General features: G+C 65.4%; 22 protein-coding genes. 11 read left to right on the forward strand and 11 right to left on the reverse strand.

Annotated features, from left to right (window positions below; genetic code table 11):
* The 7 genes from IF803_RS34920 to IF803_RS34950 all read left to right on the forward strand — a co-directional run.
* Window positions 1–341 (forward strand): LptF/LptG family permease (locus tag IF803_RS34920; protein ID WP_461195350.1); only part of this gene is annotated, 341 nt, incomplete at its 5' end.
* Window positions 342–418: 77 nt separating this feature from the next.
* Window positions 419–2,842, forward strand: coding sequence for an LPS-assembly protein LptD (locus IF803_RS34925; RefSeq protein WP_411783154.1), 2,424 nt, complete (start codon window positions 419–421; stop codon window positions 2,840–2,842).
* 86 nt (window positions 2,843–2,928) lie between these two features.
* Complete coding sequence (locus tag IF803_RS34930; protein WP_028344807.1) at window positions 2,929–3,876, forward strand: SurA N-terminal domain-containing protein; 948 nt, start codon at window positions 2,929–2,931, stop codon at window positions 3,874–3,876.
* Window positions 3,877–3,893: 17 nt separating this feature from the next.
* Window positions 3,894–4,895, forward strand: coding sequence for a 4-hydroxythreonine-4-phosphate dehydrogenase PdxA (gene pdxA, locus IF803_RS34935; RefSeq protein ID WP_461195351.1), 1,002 nt, complete (start codon window positions 3,894–3,896; stop codon window positions 4,893–4,895).
* On the forward strand, window positions 4,896–5,750 hold the full coding sequence (rsmA, locus tag IF803_RS34940) for a 16S rRNA (adenine(1518)-N(6)/adenine(1519)-N(6))-dimethyltransferase RsmA (RefSeq protein ID WP_461195352.1): 855 nt from the start codon (window positions 4,896–4,898) through the stop codon (window positions 5,748–5,750).
* Window positions 5,751–5,769: 19 nt separating this feature from the next.
* Window positions 5,770–6,828 carry an alcohol dehydrogenase gene (locus tag IF803_RS34945; RefSeq protein ID WP_028344804.1) on the forward strand — a complete coding sequence of 353 codons (1,059 nt, stop codon included), beginning with the start codon at window positions 5,770–5,772 and terminating at the stop codon, window positions 6,826–6,828.
* A gap of 307 nt (window positions 6,829–7,135) precedes the next feature.
* Window positions 7,136–8,191 (forward strand): hypothetical protein, encoded by a 1,056-nt coding sequence (locus IF803_RS34950; RefSeq protein WP_461195353.1) that lies wholly within the window; start codon window positions 7,136–7,138, stop codon window positions 8,189–8,191.
* 61 nt (window positions 8,192–8,252) lie between these two features.
* Here the strand turns inward: IF803_RS34950 and gmk are convergent, their stop codons facing one another.
* The 9 genes from gmk to IF803_RS34995 all read right to left on the reverse strand — a co-directional run bounded on the left by gmk (window position 8,253) and on the right by IF803_RS34995 (window position 17,008).
* A complete protein-coding gene (gene gmk / locus IF803_RS34955; RefSeq protein WP_461195373.1) occupies window positions 8,253–8,906 on the reverse strand; it encodes a guanylate kinase in 654 nt (217 codons plus the stop codon).
* Between the two features lie 3 nt (window positions 8,907–8,909).
* On the reverse strand, window positions 8,910–9,797 hold the full coding sequence (locus tag IF803_RS34960; protein WP_461195354.1) for a YicC/YloC family endoribonuclease: 888 nt from the start codon (window positions 9,795–9,797) through the stop codon (window positions 8,910–8,912).
* Window positions 9,798–10,010: 213 nt separating this feature from the next.
* Window positions 10,011–11,261, reverse strand: coding sequence for an endolytic transglycosylase MltG (gene mltG, locus IF803_RS34965; RefSeq protein WP_016844279.1), 1,251 nt, complete (start codon window positions 11,259–11,261; stop codon window positions 10,011–10,013).
* 127 nt (window positions 11,262–11,388) lie between these two features.
* On the reverse strand, window positions 11,389–12,654 hold the full coding sequence (fabF, locus tag IF803_RS34970; RefSeq protein WP_028344799.1) for a beta-ketoacyl-ACP synthase II: 1,266 nt from the start codon (window positions 12,652–12,654) through the stop codon (window positions 11,389–11,391).
* A 97-nt stretch (window positions 12,655–12,751) separates the two neighbouring features.
* Window positions 12,752–12,991, reverse strand: a complete 240-nt coding sequence (locus IF803_RS34975; protein ID WP_002716125.1) for an acyl carrier protein — start codon at window positions 12,989–12,991, stop codon at window positions 12,752–12,754.
* 289 nt (window positions 12,992–13,280) lie between these two features.
* The gene (fabG, locus tag IF803_RS34980) at window positions 13,281–14,018 is read right to left on the reverse strand and encodes a 3-oxoacyl-[acyl-carrier-protein] reductase (RefSeq protein ID WP_024581467.1); all 738 of its coding nucleotides are present in this window, start codon (window positions 14,016–14,018) and stop codon (window positions 13,281–13,283) included.
* A 21-nt stretch (window positions 14,019–14,039) separates the two neighbouring features.
* Window positions 14,040–14,993 (reverse strand): ACP S-malonyltransferase, encoded by a 954-nt coding sequence (gene fabD / locus IF803_RS34985; protein ID WP_461195355.1) that lies wholly within the window; start codon window positions 14,991–14,993, stop codon window positions 14,040–14,042.
* A gap of 276 nt (window positions 14,994–15,269) precedes the next feature.
* Window positions 15,270–16,295, reverse strand: coding sequence for a fatty acid desaturase family protein (locus IF803_RS34990; protein WP_461195356.1), 1,026 nt, complete (start codon window positions 16,293–16,295; stop codon window positions 15,270–15,272).
* Window positions 16,292–17,008, reverse strand: a complete 717-nt coding sequence (locus tag IF803_RS34995; protein ID WP_461195357.1) for a TetR/AcrR family transcriptional regulator C-terminal domain-containing protein — start codon at window positions 17,006–17,008, stop codon at window positions 16,292–16,294. Before IF803_RS34995 ends, IF803_RS34990 begins: the two co-directional genes overlap by 4 nt.
* Window positions 17,009–17,347: 339 nt before the next feature.
* Here IF803_RS34995 and rpsF point away from each other — a divergent pair, with 339 nt between their 5' ends.
* The 4 genes from rpsF (at window position 17,348) to rplI (ending at window position 19,810) form a co-directional block, all read left to right on the forward strand.
* Window positions 17,348–17,815, forward strand: coding sequence for a 30S ribosomal protein S6 (gene rpsF / locus IF803_RS35000; RefSeq protein WP_026192679.1), 468 nt, complete (start codon window positions 17,348–17,350; stop codon window positions 17,813–17,815).
* Between the two features lie 6 nt (window positions 17,816–17,821).
* Window positions 17,822–18,061 (forward strand): 30S ribosomal protein S18, encoded by a 240-nt coding sequence (rpsR, locus tag IF803_RS35005; RefSeq protein ID WP_016844287.1) that lies wholly within the window; start codon window positions 17,822–17,824, stop codon window positions 18,059–18,061.
* 126 nt (window positions 18,062–18,187) lie between these two features.
* Window positions 18,188–19,156 carry a YybS family protein gene (locus IF803_RS35010; RefSeq protein ID WP_411780616.1) on the forward strand — a complete coding sequence of 323 codons (969 nt, stop codon included), beginning with the start codon at window positions 18,188–18,190 and terminating at the stop codon, window positions 19,154–19,156.
* 51 nt (window positions 19,157–19,207) lie between these two features.
* The gene (rplI, locus tag IF803_RS35015) at window positions 19,208–19,810 is read left to right on the forward strand and encodes a 50S ribosomal protein L9 (RefSeq protein ID WP_212057593.1); all 603 of its coding nucleotides are present in this window, start codon (window positions 19,208–19,210) and stop codon (window positions 19,808–19,810) included.
* A 129-nt stretch (window positions 19,811–19,939) separates the two neighbouring features.
* Here rplI and IF803_RS35020 read toward each other — a convergent pair whose 3' ends face one another.
* Window positions 19,940–20,401 carry a PaaI family thioesterase gene (locus IF803_RS35020; RefSeq protein WP_137482783.1) on the reverse strand — a complete coding sequence of 154 codons (462 nt, stop codon included), beginning with the start codon at window positions 20,399–20,401 and terminating at the stop codon, window positions 19,940–19,942.
* Window positions 20,398–21,003 carry a TetR/AcrR family transcriptional regulator gene (locus tag IF803_RS35025; RefSeq protein ID WP_411780617.1) on the reverse strand — a complete coding sequence of 202 codons (606 nt, stop codon included), beginning with the start codon at window positions 21,001–21,003 and terminating at the stop codon, window positions 20,398–20,400. The genes IF803_RS35020 and IF803_RS35025 overlap by 4 nt, the downstream gene beginning before the upstream one ends.
* Between the last annotated feature and the right edge of the window lie 31 nt (window positions 21,004–21,034).

Below are 21,034 nucleotides of genomic sequence, written 5' to 3' on the forward strand. Positions count from 1 at the left end.
ATGTGTATAAGAGACAGAACTACATCCGTTCGTCGGAGAGCTCAGGGTTCGCGACGGCTGGCTATCGCTTGCAGTATCACAAGCTCATCGCACAGCCGTTTTTGCTGGCTGCGATGGTGATGTTGGCGGCTTCTGTGAGCCTCCGCTTCTTTCGGATGGGCGGCGTGCAGAAGATGGTTTTGAGTGGCGTGGGCGCAGGCTTTCTGCTCTACGTGCTGTCGAAAGTAACTGAAGATTTGAGCAAGGCTGAGTTGATGCATCCCATCGCTGCGGCGTGGTTGCCCGTCGTTGTGGGCAGCCTCACCGGTTTCTTAGCCTTGCTGTACCAGGAGGACGGGTAGTGGCTATCGTCGCCGCCCGCCAGTTGAGGTCGCCTGCTCTCGGGCGGCGCAGTGCCCTGCGCCGTCAACGGAGCCGCATGGCCGCGTTTGGCGTTTCGATCTCAGCTCTGCTCGCCGCGTTCGTCGTGGTCAGCGCGCTCGACGTGGTCGCGTCGACGCCGGCTGCCGCGCAAGCCTTCACCTACAATCCGCGTCCGCCGAAGCCGCCCCGCCCGCCGGCCAAGAATGACGGGCAGATGCTGGTTCAGGCGACCGAGGTCGATTACGACTACAACAACCAGCGCATCTCGGCCGTCGGCAACGTCCAGATGTTCTACAACGGCACCAGCGTCGAGGCCGACAAGGTCATCTACGACCAGAAGACCAAGCGTCTTCATGCCGAAGGCAACATCCGCATGACCGATGCGGAAGGCAAAATCACCTACGCCAACATCATGGATCTCAGCGACGACTACCGCGACGGTTTCGTCGATTCGCTGCGCGTCGACACTGAAGACCAGACCCGCATGGCGGCGACCCGCGCCGATCGGTCCAGCGGCAATTACACGGTGTTCGACAACGGCGTTTATACCGCTTGCGCTCCCTGTAAGGATGATCCGAAGAAGCCGCCGCTCTGGCAGGTCAAGGGCGCGCGCATCATCCATAACCAGACCGAGAAGATGCTCTATTTCGAGAACGCCCAGCTCGAATTCTTCGGCGTTCCGATGGCCTATCTGCCCTACTTCTCGACGCCCGATCCGACCGTGAAGCGCAAGAGCGGCTTCCTGATGCCGGGCTTCACCACGTATTCGGCGTTCGGCGTCGGCGTCGAAATCCCCTATTACTTCGCGCTCGCGCCGGACTTCGACGCGACCTTCAATCCGCGCATCACGTCGAAGCAGGGCGTGCTCTTCCAGGGCGAATTCCGTCAGCGTCTGTCGAACGGCGCCTATCAGATCCGGCTCTACGGCATCGACCAGCTCGATCAGGACGCCTTCAAGGGCCAGCCCGGTGACCGCCAGTTCCGCGGCGGTATCGAGACCAAGGGTCAGTTCGCGCTGAACGACAAATGGACCTGGGGCTGGGACGGCGTGCTGCTGTCCGACTACTACTTCATGTCCGATTACCGGCTGGCCCAGTACAAGGACCCGTTCGGATCGTTCCTGTCGCTGCCGACCGAGGCGATCTCGCAGCTCTATCTGACCGGCGTCGGCAACCGCAGCTTCTTCGACGCGCGCGCGATCTATTATCTCAGCTACTCCGGCAACCAGAACCAGGTTCCGGTGGTCGCGCCTGTCATCGACTACAACAACGTGATCAACAGCCCGATCCTCGGTGGCGAGTTTAGCTACAAGGTGAACTTCACCAACCTGACCCGCGAAACCGCGGTGTTCGACCCGATCACGGCACAAGCCGCCAACCCCCTTAACCCGTTGTGCACGACCACGTCCGCTGATCCGATGGCGCGGACGCCGTCGCAGTGCCTGCTGCGCGGCATGCCGGGCACCTACACAAGGCTGACCGCCGAGGCGCAGTGGCGCAAATCCTATACCGACCCGCTCGGCCAGATCTGGACGCCGTTCGTCGGCGTCCGCGCCGATGCCATCAACGCCGACATCTCGAACCAGCCGGGCGTTTCCAACTTCCTGCCGGTCGGCGACACCCAGACGGTCCGCCTGATGCCGACCGTCGGCTTCGAATACCGCTACCCCTTCATCAACGTGCAGCCGTGGGGCACGACGACCATCGAGCCGATTGCGCAGGTCATCATCCGGCCAAACGAGCCCGACGCCGGCAAGCTTCCGAACGAGGACGCGCAGAGCCTGGTGTTCGATACCTCGAACCTGTTCGCGGTCGACAAGTTCTCCGGCTACGACCGCGTCGAGGGCGGCAGCCGCGCCAATGTCGGCGTGCAGGCCACCACGCAGTTCGATCGCGGCGGCAGCGTCAAGGCGATGTTCGGACAGTCCTACCAGATGTTCGGATTGAACTCGTTCGCGGTCGCGGACGTCACCAACACCGGCGTCGACTCCGGCCTGCAGAATCCGCGCTCGGACTATGTCGCCAGCCTCGCCTACTCGCCCAACCGCACCTACACGTTCAGCGTCCGCTCGCGGATGGACGAGGCGACTTGGAACATCAATCGGTTCGAGGCCCAGGCCAGCGCGAACTTCGACCGCTGGTCGGTCAGCCTGATGTACGGCGACTATGCCGCGCAGCCGGAACTTGGCTATTTGACGCGCCGTGAGGGCATCCTCGCCAGCGGATCGATCAAGGTGGCGGCGAACTGGGTGGTTCAGGGCGCGGCGCGCTGGGACCTTGAAGCGAACAAAATCAACCAGTACGCGTTCGGCGCGGGCTATGTGGACGACTGCTTCGTGCTGGCCGCCAACTATGTCACGTCCTATACCTATCAGGCGGGCTCGACGCCGCCCGTCCTCAGCCACGCGTTCATGTTCCAGATCGGGCTGCGGACGATCGCCCAAACCTCCACGACCAGCAGTTCGGCTGGCATGCAGTAGCGAGCGAGCGGTCTGGCGGGGGGCGTGGATTGCCTGCAGGCCTGTGGCTCCGGCTTGAATTGGTTTAAACGGCTGACATGACGATAATGACGACCGCTAGCCTGCCAACGCGCCGCTATCAGCTAGTGTTGAGTTTCCTGCTGGCTCTTTTCCTCCTGCTTGGAGGCGGTGCGCGACTGCATGCCCAGACCATCGCCGTGATGGTCAATGGCGAGCCCATCACCAATTACGACATCGAGCAGCGCGCCAAGCTGAACGCGCTGACCGGCGGCAAGACGCCCGATCGGAAGACCGTCCTCGACGAACTGATCGACGAGAAGCTGAAGATCAAGGAAGCCAAGAAATTCGGCGTCGATCCCTCAGCCGGCGATATCGACCAGTCCTTCGGCGGCATGGCGCAGCGGATGCGGCTTTCCGGCGACCAGCTCACCAAGGTGCTCGAGGGTAAGGGCATCCGCCCGGACACGCTGAAGCAGCGCATCAGGGCCGACATGGTCTGGACCAGCCTGGTCCGCGGCCGCTTCAAGGAAAGCCTGCAGGTTGGCGAAAAGGACGTCGCCAACGCGGTCAAGGAGACCGGAGGGACGGCTGAGGCCGAGGCATTCGAATACAGGATGCAGCCGGTCGTTCTGATCGTGCCCCGCGGCGCGCCGCAGTCGGAGTTCGAGGGGCGCCGCAAGGAAGCGGACAGCCTGCGCGAGCGCGTCACCAGCTGCGAGGAAGCCAACACCTCCTTCAAGTCGATGCGCAACGCCGCGATCCGCGAGATCGTCGTGAAGACCTCGGCCGACCTGCCGCAGTCGCTGCGCGACATCCTGGACAAGACCCCGGTCGGCCACCTCACCCCTCCAGAGGTCACCAAGCAGGGCATCGAAATGGTCGCCCTCTGCGGCCGGAAGGCAACCACCGTCGACACGCCGAAGAAGCGTGAGATGCGCGACAAGATGTACGTGCAGAAGTACGAGGCGAAGTCGAAGGCCTATCTGCAGGAAGTCCGGAAAGCCGCGATGATCGAATATCCAGGCGGGCGATGATCGACTATCGTTGACGCATGGCTCAACCTCTCGCACTGACATCCGGCGAGCCCGCAGGCATCGGCCCCGATATCACGCTCGCCGCATGGCTGCGACGCCGCGAACTCGATCTCCCGCCGTTCTATCTGCTCGGCGACCGTGCCGCGCTTGCCGAACGCGCCAAGACGCTCGGGCTTGCCGTCGAATTGGCCGAGGTCAGCGCCGAGGAGGCATCCGCGACGTTCGCACGCGCCCTCCCCGTCGTTGCGACCGGCAAGGCGGCGAAGGCGCTACCGGGCCAGCCCGACGGCACGAGTGCGGATGCGGCGCTCGCGTCGATCCGGCAGGCCGTCGCCGATGTCGCCGCTGGCAAGGCCAGCGCCGTCGTCACCAATCCGATCGCCAAGAACGTGCTGTACCGCGCCGGCTTCCGGCATCCCGGCCACACAGAGTTCTTGGCCGAGCTTGCCGCAAGCGGCGGGCGCGCGCCGCAGCCGGTGATGATGCTGTGGTCGCCGGCGCTCGCCGTCGTCCCGGTGACGATCCATGTGTCGGTCCGCGAGGCGCTGGCGCAATTGACGACCGACTTGATCGTGTCAACCGCTCGGATCGTGGTCGCGGACATGAAGGCGCGGTTCGGCCTCGCGGCGCCGCGGCTCGCCATTGCCGGCCTCAATCCGCATGCCGGTGAAGACGGCACGCTCGGCATGGAAGACGTCGAGATCGTCGCGCCCGCGGTCGAGATCCTGCGCCGCGATGGCATTGCCGTCCGAGGCCCGCTGCCGGCCGACACCATGTTCCACGCAGCCGCGCGCAAGACCTATGACTGTGCGATCTGCATGTATCACGACCAGGCGCTGATCCCGATCAAGACCGTCGCGTTCGAGGACGCCGTCAACGTCACGCTGGGACTGCCGTTCATCCGGACGTCGCCCGATCACGGCACGGCGTTCGATATCGCCGGCACCGGCAAGGCCAATCCGTCGAGCCTGATCGCCGCCCTCCGGCTCGCCGCGCGCATGGCCGCGGCATCAAGCTAAGTGAGCACGATCGACGATCTGCCGCCGCTGCGCGACATCATTCGCGAGCATTCGCTGTCGGCGCGCAAATCACTGGGCCAGAATTTTCTGCTCGATCTCAACCTCACCGCGCGCATTGCCCGCGCCGCGGGCCCGCTGGAAGACTCCACCGTGATCGAAGTCGGCCCCGGTCCCGGCGGCTTGACGCGCGCGCTGCTTGCGCTGGGCGCAAAGCGCGTGATCGCCATCGAGCGCGACGAGCGGGCGCTGGCCGCGCTCGACTACATCGCCAAGCGCTATCCCGGCCGCATCGAGATCGTGCATGGAGACGCACAGCACTTTGACCCGCGTCCCTTGCTCGATGGCGCCAAGGCCAAGGTCATCGCCAACCTGCCCTACAACATCGCGACCCAGCTGCTGGTCGACTGGCTGTCGATCGAGCCGTGGCCGCCCTGGTACGATATGATGGTCCTGATGTTCCAGCGCGAGGTCGCCGAGCGCATCGTCGCCCATGAGGACGAGGAGGCGTATGGCCGGCTCGCGGTGCTCGCCAACTGGCGCGCCGAGACCAAGATCCTGTTCGACATCTCGCCCGCGGCCTTCGTGCCGCAACCGAAGGTCACGTCCTCGGTGGTACGATTGATACCGCGCGCCGCGCCCGAGCCGTGTGACCGCCGCATGCTCGAGCAGGTCGCGGCCGCCGCCTTCGGCCAGCGCCGCAAGATGCTGCGCCAGAGCCTGAAATCGCTGTCGGTCGATCCGGCGCGGCTTGCTGCCGCAGCCGGTATCGACGCGACACGGCGCGCCGAGACCATTCCGGTCGCGGGCTTTGTTGCCATGGCCCGGGAATTGGCCGATATACGGGCCACAAAATAGAACAACAGGAGAAAACGTAATGGCGCGTATGGTTCGCCAATCCCTCGTCAAATTCGATGCACCGTTGTGCGAAACCATCGTCGACACGCCGAAGCCCCAGGGACGCGAAGTGCTGGTGCGCATCGAGCGCTGCGGCCTGTGCCATTCCGATCTCCACATCCAGGACGGCTACGCCGATCTCGGCGGCGGCAAGAAGCTCGATACCACCCGCGGCATGACCCTGCCCTTCACGCTCGGCCATGAGATCGCGGGCGTGGTCGACGAGGTCGGCCCCGATGCGCCGAAGGATCTGATCGGGACGAAGAAGGCCGTCTTCCCGTGGATCGGCTGCGGCCAGTGCCGCGACTGCCTCGCCGGCGACGAGAATCTCTGCGTCAAGCAGCGCTTCCTCGGCGTCTCGATCGACGGCGGCTTCGCCACCCACGTGCTGGTGCCCGACGCAAAATACCTGCTCGATTACGACCCGCTGCCGGTCAACCAGGCCGCCACCCTGATGTGCTCCGGCGTCACCGCCTATGGCGCGCTGAAGCGCCTGGTCGATCGTCCGCGCCAGCGCAATTTGCTGCTGATCGGCCTTGGCGGCGTCGGCATGATGGGCCTGTCATTCGCGCAGGCGATGTTCAAGCAGCCGATCACGGTTGCCGATCTCAGCCCCGCGGCGCGCGAGACCGCGCTGAAGAACGGCGCGGCGGCCGCCTATGACCCGGCCGAGCCCGATGTCGTCAAGCGCATGCTGAAGGAGAGCGACGGCGGCTTCGACGGTGTCGTCGACTTTGCCGGCAACGAGAAGTCGATGGCGTTTGCGGTGTCGACGGTCGCGCGCGGCGGCAAGATCGTGGTGTCCGGCCTGATGGGCGGCCAGTTCACGCTGCCGATGGTGCAGTGGGTGTACAAGCGCATGACCATCGAAGGCTTCATGGTGGGCACGCTGGCCGAAGGTCAGGAATTGATGGCGCTGGCCCGCGCCGGCAAGATCAAGCCGACGCCGATGAAGGAAGAGCCGATGGCCGATGTCCAGAAATGGATCGACGAGCTGCGCGCCGGCAAGGTCGTCGGACGCATCGTCCTGAAGAACTAGAGCATGATCCGGAAAAGCGTGACGCGGTTTTTCGAAAGATCATGCTGACAAAAGATCATGCTGACACATGACATCCCGCCGGTGCTGCTACCGCCGGCGGGACGCGGCCGCTCCGGTGGAACCCGACAGTCGAACGAAGCCATCGTTCAGTTCGTGTTCCGCGGCCACCGGCCCGCCGCAATTGCGGCACCCCGCGAGCCCCAATTAAGCCCTACCCGTTCCGGATTTGCGGCGCATTGCGACCCAACTCTTTGCCGAGATTGGGATCTCCAGCGTTTGCGTAAAAAAAGAGATACCGGGGACGCGTATGTCAAATCGTTCAGCGAAATTCGCTGCGGCGCTTGCCGCCAGCATGCTGGCCGGCGCCAGTTTCGGCGCCATGGCCCAGACCGCCGCCAATACGGCCAATAGCACCAACACGGCGGACACCTGTCTGTCCGCGCCCAAGGGAACCGCGCCTGCGGGAAGCCACTGGTTCTACCATCTCGATCGCAGCAAGAAGAAGTGCTGGTATCTCGGCGAGGCCAAGAACAAGGCGGCCAAGACAGCGACCACGACCGCACAGCAGCCGCCAGCGGCAGCCGCGCCCGATACCACAACGGCCGACGCGACGCCGCCACAGAGCCAGGCAGCGCCGCAGAGCCAGCCCGCGCCGCAGCAGCCGGCGATGCGCAAATCCGTCGCCGATGCCCATGCCGAATGGCCCTCACCGCAGGTCGCGGCCGTGCCTGCGCCAAGCGCCGACGCCACCCAGGCCGGTGGAACGGCAGCCGCGACTGATCCGGCAGCACCGGGTGCCAACGCCCAGCCGTCCGACGTGAACGCCAGGTGGCTGGATGCCTCGAGCATGGCCGGAACCAACGGAACCCGGCGCGCCGCGGACCCGCCGACCGTGGTCGCGCAGGCTGACGCGACACCGCAACAGGCGGCCGCGCCGGCGCCTGCCGCCACAGCCGAGGCGTCGGTGGAGAAATCATCGTCGACGCAGATGTTGCTGATCGTGATGGTTGGAGCGCTGGCGCTGGCCGGCATGGTCAGCGCGCTGGTGTTCGGGTTGACCCGCAGGCGCTCGGCGCCCTACCAGACCGAGGACGAGTGGCACGCGCCGTGGGATTCGCTGCACACCGAGCCGGCGCCCCCGATGGCAGTTGTCAGCCGGGATCGTCCGCTGCGTCTGTCCGAGGCTGCGCCGCGCCGCGCCGAGACACCCGTGCCGCGCCATGCCGAGACGCCTCCCGCTCCACGCCGCGCCGAGACGTCGGCTGCTCGCCGGGAGGCTGCGCGCGATCGGGATCAAAGAGAGCAGGACAACAAGCAGATCGCCGCAATGCTGCAGCGGCTTGCGCGCAGCGCTGCGAACTAGAGTGCGCTGAAGGAAATGACCGTGATGCGATCCCCCGCGATCGCGTCACGGCTTCAACCTGCTACTTCTCGAGCTGACGCTGCAGGCCGCGCACGAATTCGGTGAGGCCGGTGCGGCGCTCGCGCTTGAGGCGCTCGGCCTTCAGGATCGACTGCACCTCGGCAAAGGCGTCGTCGACGTTGTGGTTGACGACGATGTAGTCGTATTCCGCCCAATGGCTCAGCTCATGACTGGCGCGGCTCATCCGTCCGCGGATGACCTCTTCCGAATCCTGCGCCCGGGTATGCAGCCGCTTCTCGAGATCGGCGGCCGACGGCGGCAGGATGAACACCCGCACCACATCGGCGCTGGCTTTCTGGTGGAGCTGTTGCGTGCCCTGCCAGTCGATATCGAACAGAACATCCTGCCCCACCGATAGGGCGGCCTCGACCGGCGCGCGCGGCGTGCCATAGCGGTTGTCGAATACGGTGGCCCATTCGAGCAGTTCACCGTGCTCGACCATCGTCTCGAACTTCTTCTTGTCGACGAAGAAATAGTCGCGGCCCTCGACCTCGCCCGGCCGCATCGGCCGCGTCGTCGCCGACACCGACATCTTCAGGCCCAGCTCGCGCTCCAGCAGCATGCGCGACAGCGTGGTCTTGCCGGCGCCCGAGGGCGACGACAGGACGAACATCAGTCCGCGCCGCTCAACGCCGTCAAAACCCCGCGCCGTCATCATTCACTCCAGATTCTGGACCTGTTCGCGGAACTGCTCGACCACGTTCTTCATTTCAAGCCCGGTGTTGGTCAGCTCGACGTCGTTCGACTTCGAGCAGCAGGTGTTCACCTCGCGATTGAATTCCTGGGCGAGGAAGTCGAGCCGGCGTCCGACCGGACCGCCCTTGCCGATCATCTCGCGCACCTGGGCGATGTGCGAAGCAATGCGGTCGAGCTCCTCGCGGATGTCGGCCTTGGTGGCGATCAGGATCGCCTCCTGGTTCAGGCGGTCGGCATCGAAGCGGTCGGAAGTCTCGAGCAGCGCTGCGATCTGCTCGGCAAGCCGCGCCTTGATCGCCTCGGGCTTGCGGCCGGGAGCGGTCTCGGCGCGCTTGGCGAGCCGCTCGATCTCGTCCATCCGCTGCATCAGGATCTGCCCCAGCGCATCGCCCTCGCGGCGGCGCATCTCGACGAGGCTGCCGAGCGCCTGCTCGAACGCCATCGCTGCCGCCTCGCGCGCCGCCTTGTCCTCGTCCTCGCTGCTCTCGGGCTCGACCACCTCGATGACGCCCTTGATGCCGAGCAGTCCGTCGATGCTCGGTGCCACCGCGTCGATCCGCTGCGCGAGCGTGCCTGCGACCTTCACCAAGGCGGCGAGCACGTCCTCATTGATCCGGATCGTCTGCGCCGCGTCGGTGCGCTTGACGCTGAGATTGGCGTAGACCGTGCCGCGCGACAGCAGCTCGCCGGCCCGCTTCTTGGCAAGCGCTTCCAGTTCGTCCCAGCCCGGCGGAAGCCGCAACCGCAGGTCAAAGCCCTTGGCATTGACCGACTTCAGCTCCCACTCGAACGTATAGGGACCGCTTGCGCCATGGCTTCGGGCAAAGCCAGTCATGCTCGACAGCGCCATCGCGTGAACTCTCCAACAGAAGGATATGGGACTCACCCGGAGCCTGCGAGACTCGTGGGGAGCCGGTGCGACCTTAAAACGGATTCCGTGAAAGTGGAATTACGTTCCACCTCCGGAAACGCAGAGCTACAGCATGATCCGGAAAAGTGTGAAGCGGTTTTCCGAAAGATCGTGCTCAAACAAGAAGCTAAAGCGCGACGATCGCATCGCGCTTTAGCGCTGCACCACCGGCGGCGAATTGGTCTGCTGGGCTGCGCCCTGCCGACCGCGCGGCGGCTTCTTTTGATTGGTTGGCTTCGGCGTCGTCGCCGTGGGATTGGTATCGGCGCCGGGCGCCGCGGCGGCAGGCGCCGGATCATCCGCGGGCTCGACCGTGTCGTTCTGGATCTGCTTCTCCGACGCGCGCAGCTTGGCGACGTTCTTCGCGTGCTGGTCGTAGGTTTCGGTGAAGGCGTGGCCGCCGGTTCCATCGGCGACGAAGAACAGGTCGCGGGTGCGCGCCGGGTTCGCGGTCGCCTCCAGCGAGGCGCGGCCGGGATTGGCGATCGGTCCGGGCGGCAGGCCGTCGATCACATAGGTGTTGTAGGGCGACGGCTGCGTGATCTCGCTACGCTTGATCGGACGGCCCAGCGTTCCCTTGCCGCCCACCAGTCCGTAGATGATGGTCGGATCGGACTGCAGCTTCATCCGCTGGCGCAGGCGGTTGACGAACACGGCGGCGACGCGGCTGCGCTCATCGGCACGGCCGGTTTCCTTCTCGACGATCGAGGCCAGCGTCACCAGCTGGTCCGGCGATTTCAGCGGCGTGTCGGTGTTGCGGCGCTCCCAGATTTCGGCGAGCACGCGCTTCTGCGCCTGCTGCAGGCGCTGGATCACCTGGTCGCGCGTGGTGCCGCGCGGGAATTTGTAGGTCTCCGGCAGCAGCGTGCCCTCGCGCGGGATCTCGCGCACCGACCCGGTGAAGATGTCGTTGTCGGAGAGCCGCGTCACGATCTGCTCGGAAGTCAGGCCTTCCGGTATCGTGATGGCGTGCTGCACCACCTTGCCGTCGACGATGGTGGCGATGACGTCGCGCAGGCTGGCATTCTTCTGGAACGAATATTCGCCGGGCTTGAGATCGGAGCTTGCCTTCAGCGCGAACACGCCGCCGATGAAGACCCACGGATTGACGTTGATGACGCCCTCACGCGAGAGCACGTCGGCGATGTCACGCTTGCCGGCGCGCGCCGGGATGTTGACGATCTTGTCTTCCTGCAGCGGTCCCGGCGATTCCAGCGCCTGCTTGCCGTAGTAGTACGTCGCTCCGGCGCCGATCATCAGGATGATCAGGATGGTGAAGATGGCATTGCCGACGATCACGAAGGGATTGCGGGCGCGATCCGAGCGCTTGGGCGGCGGCGGAAGCTGTTCGGGCTCCAGCGCGGCGCGTGGACTCCTCGGTGAAATGGGCGGCCTCTCACTCATCGATGCAAACCAATATCCTGCCGGTTGAATCGTGGCCGGACAAACCCCTGCCCTGCCAATAGCATACGCCCGCTATTAGGAGTCACCGCGGAATACGGCAAAACGGTGGACTAGTTCTAAAGACCTACTAATTGGTCACGCGCTGCACGATCACGGAGGCGTTTGTGCCGCCGAAACCGAAGGAATTGGACAGCGCCACATTGACGTCACGCTTGCGCGACGTATGCGGCACAAGATCGATCGCCGTTTGCACCGACGGATTGTCGAGATTGATGGTCGGCGGCACCACGTTATCGCGAATCGCCAGGATCGCGAAGATCGCCTCGATCGCGCCGGCCGCACCGAGCAGATGTCCGGTCGCGGACTTGGTCGACGACATCGAAACCTTCGAGGCCGCATTGCCGAGCAGACGCTCGACCGCGCCGAGCTCGATCTCGTCGCCGACCTGCGTCGAGGTGCCGTGTGCATTGATGTAGTCGAGGTCGGATGCCGCAAGGCCGGCGCGCTTCAGCGCCATGCTCATGCTGCGGAAGCCGCCATTGCCGTCCGGCGGCGGCGAAGTAATATGGAAGGCATCGCCCGACAGGCCATAGCCGGTGACCTCGGCGTAGATCTTCGCGCCGCGGCGCTTCGCGTGCTCGTATTCCTCGAGCACGAGGACGCCGGCGCCCTCGCCCATCACGAAGCCGTCGCGATCCTTGTCGTACGGCCGCGATGCCTTTTGCGGGGTGTCGTTGAAGCCGGTGGACAGCGCACGCGCCGCGCAGAAGCCGGCGATGCCGATGCGCGAGATCGGCGATTCGGCGCCGCCCGCGACCATCACCTCGGCGTCGCCGAGCGCGATCAGCCGCGCCGCGTCGCCGACCGCATGCGCGCCGGTCGAGCACGCCGTGACCACCGCATGATTGGGTCCCTTCAGGCCATGCTCGATCGAGACGTAGCCGGAGGCCAGATTGATCAGGCGGCCCGGAATGAAGAACGGAGAGACCCTGCGCGGTCCACGCTCCTTCAGCAGCACCGCCGTCTCGGCAATGCCGGTGAGGCCGCCGATGCCGGAGCCGATCATCGTGCCGGTGGCGAACTGGTCCTCGTCCGACTTCGGATGCCAGTTGGCATCGTCCAGCGCCTGCTTGGCCGCGCACATCGCATAGAGAATGAAGTCGTCGACCTTGCGCTGGTCCTTCGGCTCCATCCACTGATCGGGATTGAACGTGCCGTTGGAGCCGTCGCCGCGCGGAATGTAGCAGGCGACCTGGCTCGGCAGGTCAGACACGTCGAATGTGTCGATCGTCTTGCCGCCGCTGTCTCCGGCGAGGATGCGCGCCCAAGTTGCGTCAACGCCGCAGCCGAGCGGTGTAAGCATGCCCAGCCCCGTGACGACAACTCGTCTCATTTCCACGTCTCCGGCCAGCAATGCGCGGCTGATAATAAGAAGCCGGGGGACCGCTCGATCGCGGTCCGTCCGGCCCCGTCAAAATTCGCGATCAGCGTCAGCTCTTCGCGTTCTTCTCAAGAAACTTGGTCGCGTCGCCGACGGTCAGAATCGTCTCCGCCGCGTCGTCGGGAATCTCGCAACCGAATTCTTCTTCGAATGCCATCACGAGCTCGACGGTGTCGAGACTGTCGGCGCCGAGGTCATCGATGAAGCTCGCGCTATCGACCACCTTCTCGGGTTCGACACCAAGGTGCTCGACCACAATCTTCTTAACCCGCTCGCCAATCTCACTCATCGTTCAACCTCGTTGTTCCATTGGACCCGACCCCAAGACGATACGAGCCATCGTGGTCGTCTCGATTACTCAGTCGCGCATAGTCTTGATTCGGCCCGGTCGTAGCCGACTAAAGCCCCGGCGAACGGCAGGCGTCGCCACGCCAATATACAGGGTTTCAAAATCCTGCAATGGCGTTCTTTGCCCATCCACGGGGGGTTCAGCTACCATACTTCCAAAGCCTTGACTACACGCCTGAACCGGCTCCCGAAAACGGCTTTTCGCCGCATTGCGAGAGCCGGCCAGCAGCTCAAATCATAGCCATCCCGCCGTTGACGTGAATCGTCTGTCCGGTGACGTAGGCGGCCTCGTTCGAGGCCAGATAGACCGCCGCAGCGGCGATGTCCTCGGGCGTTCCGAGGCGCGCCGCAGGAACCTTCGCCAGGATGGTTTCGCGCTGCTTGTCGTTGAGCGCATCCGTCATCGGCGTCTTGATGAAACCCGGCGCGATGCAATTGGCGGTCACGCCGCGCTTGGCGTATTCGGCGCCCAGCGTCTTGATCAAGCCGATGATGCCGGCCTTCGACGCGGTGTAGTTGCCCTGCCCCGGATTGCCGGTAACGCCGACGATCGAGGTGATCGCGATGATGCGGCCGAAGCGCTTGCGCATCATCAGTTTGGTCGCGGCGCGCGCCAGGCGGAACGTCGCGGTCAGGTTGACCGCGATCACGTCGTCCCAGTCCTCGTCGCGCAACTGCACGAACAGGTTGTCGCGGGTGATGCCGGCGTTGGCGATCAGGATGTCGACCTGCCCCATCGCAGCTTCCGCTGCCGGCACCAGCGCCTCGACATCATCCTTGCTGGAGAGATTGCAGGGCAGCACGTGCACGCGCTCGCCGAGCTTGGCCGCAAAGCCGTCCAGCACCTCGCGCCGCGTCCCCGAGATCGCCACCGTCGCGCCCTGCGCATGCAGCGCCTGCGCGATCGCGCCGCCGATGCCGCCGGTTGCGCCCGTGACGAGCGCCGTCTTGCCAGTCAGATCAAACATCGAATTCTCCTTCCGGCTGCTTCAAGCCGAAGCTGCGAGCGCGTCCTTGGCCGCAGCGATATCGTTCGGACCGCCGACGGACACGCCGACCGCGCCGTCGGCAATGCGCTTGACGAGGCCGCTCAGCACCTTGCCGGCGCCGATCTCGAAGAACCGCGTCACGCCGTGCCCTGCCATATAGGCAACCGACTCGCGCCAGCGAACCGTCCCGGTGACCTGTTCGATCAGGCGGCGGCGGATCTCGTCGGGATCGGTGATGGCGGACGCCAGCACGTTGCAGACCAGCGGCGCCGCGGGCGCCTTGATGGTCACGCCGGACAGCGCCTCTGCCATCGCATCGGCCGCCGGCTGCATCAGCTTGCAATGGAACGGCGCCGACACCGGCAGCAGCATGGCGCGCTTGGCGCCCTTGGTCTTGGCGATTTCGACCGCGCGATCGACCGCGGCCTTGTCGCCGGAGACCACCACCTGGCCGCCGCCATTGTCGTTGGCGGCCTGGCAGACTTGTCCCTGCGCCGCCTCGTTGGCGACCGCCACGGCGGTTTCGTAGTCGAGACCGAGCAGCGCGGCCATCGCACCGACGCCGACCGGCACCGCCTTCTGCATCGCGAGTCCGCGGGTGCGGAGCAGCCGCGCGGTGTCGCTGACGGAGAGGCTCCCGGCGGCAGCCAGCGCCGAATACTCGCCGAGCGAGTGCCCGGCAACAAAGGCCGCGTTGCGGCCGACCGAGAAGCCGGCCTCGCTCTCGAGCACGCGCAAAGTGGCGATCGACACCGCCATCAGCGCCGGCTGGGCATTTTCGGTGAGCTGCAATGTCTCGCCGGGACCGTCCCAGATGATCGCGGTCAGCTTCTCGCCCAGCGCGGAATCGACCTCGTCGAACACCGCCTTGGCCGCCGGAAAGGCGTCGGCCAGGGCCTTGCCCATGCCAACCGCCTGCGAGCCCTGCCCGGGAAACGTAAATGCTGCCGTCATCGGCGATCCCTACCTTGTTGAGCGTGATCTCCGCGCAGGCGCTTTAGGCCTGGCAGGGGAAAACGGTATCCGCGTCGCGCAAAACGCGCCACGGCGGGTCCGGGCCAATCCTTGCAAACCAAGCCTTAACAACCAGCCTTGGCAATCAGGCCTTGGCAACCAAGCCATGGCAGCCCAGCCTTGCAACCGGCCTCGGACCGGGCCGTAAGACACTGACGGAGGCGGTGCTGTCAAGCCGCGACGGAGGAACCCTGGGGATGCCGGTCCGGCTCCGGGCTAGAACCCGCCGGCATTCTGGTCGGCGTTAACCTTGGCGCCGGCCCTCGCCCGGCGTGCACTGTTGACCAGCTGGCCCGGACGATCCTCGTTGGCGGGCCTGGCGGTCGCAAGCCGCAGCACGGCGGCGTAGCCCGGCTGCACTTCCATCCGGCCAGCATAGCGGCTTTCGCTCAGGATGCGGTGGACGCGCGGCAGGTTGTAGCAGGGCACGTAGAACAGCAAATGATGCTCGAGGTGATAGTTCACGAAGTACGGCGCGATGAACAGACGCTCGAGGACGTTGGCCCGCGTGGTGCGGGTGTTGCGCAGGGGATCGGAGCTGTCAGGCACGACGGCGTGTTCGGCGATGTTGCGGATGCGCGTGATCACCATCATCCAGGTCAGCAGCGGCACCAGCCACAACAGCGGATAGGCCCACCACACGCCCGCGGCGGCGAGCCCCGCGAACAGCAGCGCGTTGGTGACGCATTGCGGCCCGAGCTTCTGCCAGAAGTTGGCGGCGCGCCGCGACAGCGGCCACTCCTTCGGCCCGATCGCATTGAGCAATTGCGCCTTGCGCTGCTGGTAGCCGGTCTGCCCGGTGATATCGCGGAAGAACTTTCGGCGGTAGCTCATCTTCGTGATCGGAAACGGCGCCGACAGCACGAGATCTGGATCATCCTCCTGCTGCGTCCGCGCATGATGCTGCAGATGATAGCGGCGATAGCCGCGGGTCTCCGCGAAGATCGGATAGGCGCAGAACCACTGGCTCAGCGTCAGATTGGTCCTCTCGTCCGCCGACAGACATCCGTGCGCCCCGTCATGCATCAGGATCGCGAGCCCGAGCTGGCGCGAGCCGATGATCGCAACCGCGAGCAGATAGGTCAGCGGATTGGGCCACCACGCGACCAGCGCGATCGCGCCCAGGATCAGCGCCCAGGCGTGCACGATCAGGGCTGCGCCTTTCCACGTCCTGCGCTCGCGCACCGCGACCAGTTCGTCCTCGGTCAGGAAATCGCGAGCTCGCATGCGAAGCGCGGTCATGTGCTTGTCTCCCCGTCCGTTGAGGATGAAGTGTTGGGATCGCCGACCAGGCGCAGACGCGTCGCATCATTGGCCGACGTCGAAGTTGATGTCGCCTGCTCGCCGAGCGCGCGCAGCAATTCGCGGCACATTTCCTCGGAGCCACGGCCCATGGCGAAACCTTCGACGATCACGCCGATCGCAATTGCCCAGAACCGCCGCGAGCTTTCCTCGGGCGCGCGCAGCGACCGCCAGCCATGGCGCTCGACCTGGCCCGCATAGGCGCGCGCGCCTTCGCTGTGCAGGCGTTCGATGGTGCGCTCGACGAGCGGCGCGAGATCCTGCCGGCGCCGCGTGAGGGTCAAGGCCTCCGCGAAAAAGGCGACCGTGTCGGTCGCGGTCACGGTCTCGGCCAGGGCGCGGGTGTAGTCCCGCGGGGTGTGGGCATTCAGGGCGGCCTGTTCGGTCGCGCGCGCGAGATAAAGCATGTCGCGGCTAGCGGCTTCGACGAACAGCGCTTCCTTGGTGCGGAAGTAATAGGTGATCTGGCTCGGAAAGGCGTCGGCGGCCGCGGCGATATCGGAGATCGAGGTGCCCGAGAGCCCGCGCTCCTTGAACAGGCGGCTGGCGGCATCGAGCAGCAGCGAGCGCATCTTGCGCCCCGCCGACCGCGTCGCGCGGACCGCGTGCTTCGGATCGGGCGCAGACATGCCGCTGGCGGTCTCCGAACCCATAATCTCGTCCTCCCGGAGATATTTGTATGACATACAAACAAAGAAATCAACGGGAAAACGCCTGAGGTTGCGTCAAACTGCCTGGAGGGCTACGACGCCTCGCGCATCCGGAGGCCGAGAACCCTTGCTTTCGCGGCCGAAATCCGTATAAGCGCGCCATTCGTGGGCTCCGGCCGGGAGCTGAACGGACGGTCTCAGCAAACTCACCCGTTGATTTTGATGTGGCAGGGCCAGTCGGCCCGTCGTCCCGTGCTCCCGCCTTCTGAGCAGCTCGAGTCCTTTCCGAAGGTCTCGAAGGGCTTGTCGCCGGAAACCGCGCCAACACAGGAAAGGACAACCATGCCTCTTTATGAGCATGTTTTTCTCGCGCGTCAGGATGCGAGCACCCAGCAGGTGGATGAACTGACGGCCCAGATGACGGGGATCGTCGAACAGGGCGGCGGCAAGGTCACCAAGACCGAGAGCTGGGGCGTGCGCTCCCTCACCTACCGCATGAACAAGAACCGCAAGGCGCATTTCGTGCTGATGAACATCGACGCACCGTCGGCTGTCGTCACCGAGATCGAGCGTCAGGAGCGGATCAACGAAGACGTCATCCGCTATCTCACCGTGCGCGTCGAAGAGCACGAGGAAGGCCCGTCCGCGATGATGCGCAAGGCCGACCGTGACCGCGAGCGCGATGACCGTGGTGGCGGCTTCCGTGGCGACCGCGAAGGCGGCTTCCGTGGTGACCGCGATGGTGGTGGTTTCCGTGGCGACCGTGGCCCGCGCCGTCCGCGCGAAGAAGAAGCTGCGACCGAGGAGTAATGAATCATGGCTGATGCTGGTGCCCGCCGTCCGTTTTTCCGTCGTCGCAAGTCCTGCCCGTTCACGGGAGCGAATGCGCCGAAGATCGACTACAAGGATTCCAAGCTACTGATGCGTTACGTCTCCGAGCGCGGCAAGATCGTGCCGAGCCGCATCACGGCCGTGTCCGCCAAGAAGCAGCGTGAGCTCGCCCGCGCCATCAAGCGCGCGCGCTTCCTCGGCCTGCTGCCTTACGTCATTCGCTAATTGACGACGGCCGGCGGCACGCGCCGCCGGCCGCTCATTCTCATAAGGCTTCCGGGTCGTCCGGTCGCCGATGGTTGGGGTTCTCGATGCAGGACCCCTAACCGCTCGAAGGGGGCGGGACAGCTGATGATCGGAATATTCACCGTTGCACTCGCAGCCGGCGCCGCGTCGGCGCTGATGTTCGCCTCGATCAGTTCGGGCGCGCTGATCTCCATATTGCTGTTCTATCTCGCATCGCTGCCGATCATGGTGGCGGCGCTCGGCTGGGGTCCCCTCACCGCCGCTATTGGTGGAGTGGGTGCGGCATCCGTGCTCGGCACGATCTTCGGCCTTCCCTACAGCATCGCGTTTGCCATGATGGTCGCCGTGCCCGGCTGGTGGCTCGGCCACCTCGCCCTGCTCGGACGGCCGATCGCGGGCGCAGCCGGCGACAGCGCCGAGCAGCAGCCGCCTGCGCTTGAATGGTACCCCGTCGGCCGCATCCTGCTCTGGATTGCAGCCTTCGCCATCGTTACCACGACCGCCGCGCTGCTCACGCTCGGTACCGATACCGACACCATCACCGGCACGCTACGGCGCGGCCTGCTCAAGATGCTCAGCGCCGGCGAAGCGCAGCCCAGCGGTGACATCGAACGGCTGGTCGACGCGTTGGTGATCTTCGCGCCGCTCGCGGCGACGGTCATCTCCATGGTGACGCTGACGCTGAACCTTTGGCTCGCCGGCAAGATCACGCAAACCTCCGGGCGACTGAACCGACCGTGGCCGGAGTTCCGTCGCACCGCGCTCCCCGCCGTGACGCTGGTCGCGCTGATCGTGGCGGTCGGCGCCAGCTTCGTCGGCGGCATGCTTGCGCTGCTGGCGCAGATCGTCGCGACGGCGCTCGTGATCGCCTATGCGCTGGTCGGCTTCGCGGTGCTGCACACCTTGACGCTGTCGCTCGCCAATCGCGGCTTCTGGCTCGGCGGCGTCTACGCCGTCGTCGCCATGTTCGGCTGGCCAATCGTGGCGATGTTCGCGCTCGGCATCGCCGACGCCGTGTTCGGGCTGCGCCGGCGCTATCTGCAAACAAGACCGCCGCCATTGCCCGCGGCCTGAGATTCGATCCAACCGCTTAAACCCGTACTTAGCATCTAAAGGAGAACGAAAATGGAAGTCATTCTGCTCGAACGCGTTGCCAAGCTTGGCCAGATGGGCGAAGTCGTGCGCGTCAAGGACGGGTTCGCCCGCAACTTCTTGCTGAAGCGCGGCAAGGCGCTGCGCGCCACCGAGGCGAACCGCGCCAAGTATGACGGCATGAAGGCCGAGCTCGAGGCCAACAACATCAAGGCCAAGGGCGAAGCGTCCGTGGTCGCCGAGAAGATCGACGGCCGCGACATCGTTATCATCCGCCAGGCTTCCGAATCCGGCCAGCTGTTCGGCTCGGTCACGGTGCGCGACATCGTCACCGCGCTGGCCGCCGACGGCGTGACGGTCTCCCGTCCGCAGGTCTGGCTCGACTCGCCGATCAAGGTGATCGGCGCGCAGAAGGTGACGATCGCGGTTCACCCCGAGGTCGAGACCAGCGTCACCGTGACGGTCGCCCGCTCCGCCGAAGAGGCCGAGCGGATCAAGCGCGGCGAAGACATCTCGACCCGCCAGGAAGACCAGGACGCTGCCGCCGAGGCGCTCGCCGCCGCCGGCGAATTCTTCGATCCGGAAGCCCAGCACGACGAGGAAGCCGCGCCGGCTCCGGCCGCCGAAGAGAAGTAAGCTTCTCTGCATCGCTCAACCGAAGAGAGCATCGGTTCTGAACCGATGCTCTCGATTCTGGTTTTGACGCGTGTTCTTCACGCGAACGGTATCCAGTTCGCTCGAAAACGCTACGAAGCCCGGCCTCGATCAGGCCGGGCTTTGGATTCGTGCCGCCGCCTGATCGTCGAGCATGGCGATCGATGCCAAAGCGGTCGCGGTGTGCTTCTCCTTGCCGTCGATGACGCAGAACACGTCGGCCGCAACGACGGCGACCTGACGTCCCGGCTTGATCACGCGCGCCCGGCAGATCAGGCGATCGCCCGACGCCGGCGACAGCAGGTTCAGCTTGTACTCCGCCGTCAGCGCCGGCTGGCCGCGCGACGTCGCCGCTGCGATCGTGGTGGCGTTGTCGACCAGAAACGCCGTCACCCCGCCGTGAAACAGCCCGTGCTGCTGCAACAGCTCCGGACGGCGGTCGACCGCGAGCGTGCACGTGCCGCGCGACAGCTCGGCCACCTCGGCACCGACAAGACCCATGAAGCCCTGCCGGCCGACATTGTCGCGAATTCGTGTCGCGATCGGCGCAAAGTCCGGATCGGTCTCGCTCATGACGTTCCTCCTGCTCGCTCAGGCGCACCCGGCGCCACCACTGCGCGGATCGCGCAGGCGATCAGCGTCTCGACCTGTTCGCGCGGATCGCCGCTATGGCGTCCCGACAGCCAGGCGCGGCAGAAGATCTGCGCCGGCCCAATGATCTGGCTGAAGAACAGCACAGCGCTCATCGGCAGCAATTCGCCGCGCGCGAGCAGCGGCGCGCGCCAGCGCTCGATGCCATCGGTGAGTCGCGAATTCTCGGAGCGCTGCGCACCGCGCACCTCCTCGCCCCACTCGCTGCGTGAAATCTCGAACAGGAAGCGCGCCTCGCGCCTGAAGGTCACGACCCAATCGAGATGGGCGTGGATCAGCCGCGCGACGCCCTCGCCGGCGCCGCAGCTGTCGTCGACCGAGGTGATGATCGCGGCGTGATAGGCCTGCAGGATTTCCAGGAACAGGGTGCCGGCGAGCTCCTTCTTCGAGGTGAAGAAGTGGAAGAAGCTGCCGTTGGACGCGCGGGCGCAGGAGCGGATCTCGGCCACCGTCGCGCCCTCAAATCCGTCGCGGTCGAACACCGCCAGTCCCGCCGCCAGCAGATCTTCGCGCGCCGTGCTCAAGTCGTCCTCTCCTGACTAGATTAACACTCTA

This window comes from Bradyrhizobium sp. UFLA06-06, assembly GCF_054820065.1.

Bases quoted from the DNA above. Each gene is read 5' to 3' on its own strand.
- IF803_RS34925 (WP_411783154.1), top strand. From the start codon at position 419: ATGGCCGCGTTTGGCGTTTCGATCTCAGCTCTGCTCGCCGCGTTCGTC.
- IF803_RS34930 (WP_028344807.1), top strand. From the start codon at position 2,929: ATGACGACCGCTAGCCTGCCAACGCGCCGCTATCAGCTAGTGTTGAGT.
- pdxA (WP_461195351.1), top strand. From the start codon at position 3,894: ATGGCTCAACCTCTCGCACTGACATCCGGCGAGCCCGCAGGCATCGGC.
- IF803_RS34945 (WP_028344804.1), top strand. From the start codon at position 5,770: ATGGCGCGTATGGTTCGCCAATCCCTCGTCAAATTCGATGCACCGTTG.
- IF803_RS34950 (WP_461195353.1), top strand. From the start codon at position 7,136: ATGTCAAATCGTTCAGCGAAATTCGCTGCGGCGCTTGCCGCCAGCATG.
- gmk (WP_461195373.1), bottom strand. From the start codon at position 8,906: ATGACGGCGCGGGGTTTTGACGGCGTTGAGCGGCGCGGACTGATGTTC.
- IF803_RS34960 (WP_461195354.1), bottom strand. From the start codon at position 9,797: ATGGCGCTGTCGAGCATGACTGGCTTTGCCCGAAGCCATGGCGCAAGC.
- mltG (WP_016844279.1), bottom strand. From the start codon at position 11,261: ATGAGTGAGAGGCCGCCCATTTCACCGAGGAGTCCACGCGCCGCGCTG.
- fabF (WP_028344799.1), bottom strand. From the start codon at position 12,654: ATGAGACGAGTTGTCGTCACGGGGCTGGGCATGCTTACACCGCTCGGC.
- IF803_RS34975 (WP_002716125.1), bottom strand. From the start codon at position 12,991: ATGAGTGAGATTGGCGAGCGGGTTAAGAAGATTGTGGTCGAGCACCTT.
- fabG (WP_024581467.1), bottom strand. From the start codon at position 14,018: ATGTTTGATCTGACTGGCAAGACGGCGCTCGTCACGGGCGCAACCGGC.
- fabD (WP_461195355.1), bottom strand. From the start codon at position 14,993: ATGACGGCAGCATTTACGTTTCCCGGGCAGGGCTCGCAGGCGGTTGGC.
- IF803_RS34990 (WP_461195356.1), bottom strand. From the start codon at position 16,295: ATGACCGCGCTTCGCATGCGAGCTCGCGATTTCCTGACCGAGGACGAA.
- IF803_RS34995 (WP_461195357.1), bottom strand. From the start codon at position 17,008: ATGGGTTCGGAGACCGCCAGCGGCATGTCTGCGCCCGATCCGAAGCAC.
- rpsF (WP_026192679.1), top strand. From the start codon at position 17,348: ATGCCTCTTTATGAGCATGTTTTTCTCGCGCGTCAGGATGCGAGCACC.
- rpsR (WP_016844287.1), top strand. From the start codon at position 17,822: ATGGCTGATGCTGGTGCCCGCCGTCCGTTTTTCCGTCGTCGCAAGTCC.
- IF803_RS35010 (WP_411780616.1), top strand. From the start codon at position 18,188: ATGATCGGAATATTCACCGTTGCACTCGCAGCCGGCGCCGCGTCGGCG.
- rplI (WP_212057593.1), top strand. From the start codon at position 19,208: ATGGAAGTCATTCTGCTCGAACGCGTTGCCAAGCTTGGCCAGATGGGC.
- IF803_RS35020 (WP_137482783.1), bottom strand. From the start codon at position 20,401: ATGAGCGAGACCGATCCGGACTTTGCGCCGATCGCGACACGAATTCGC.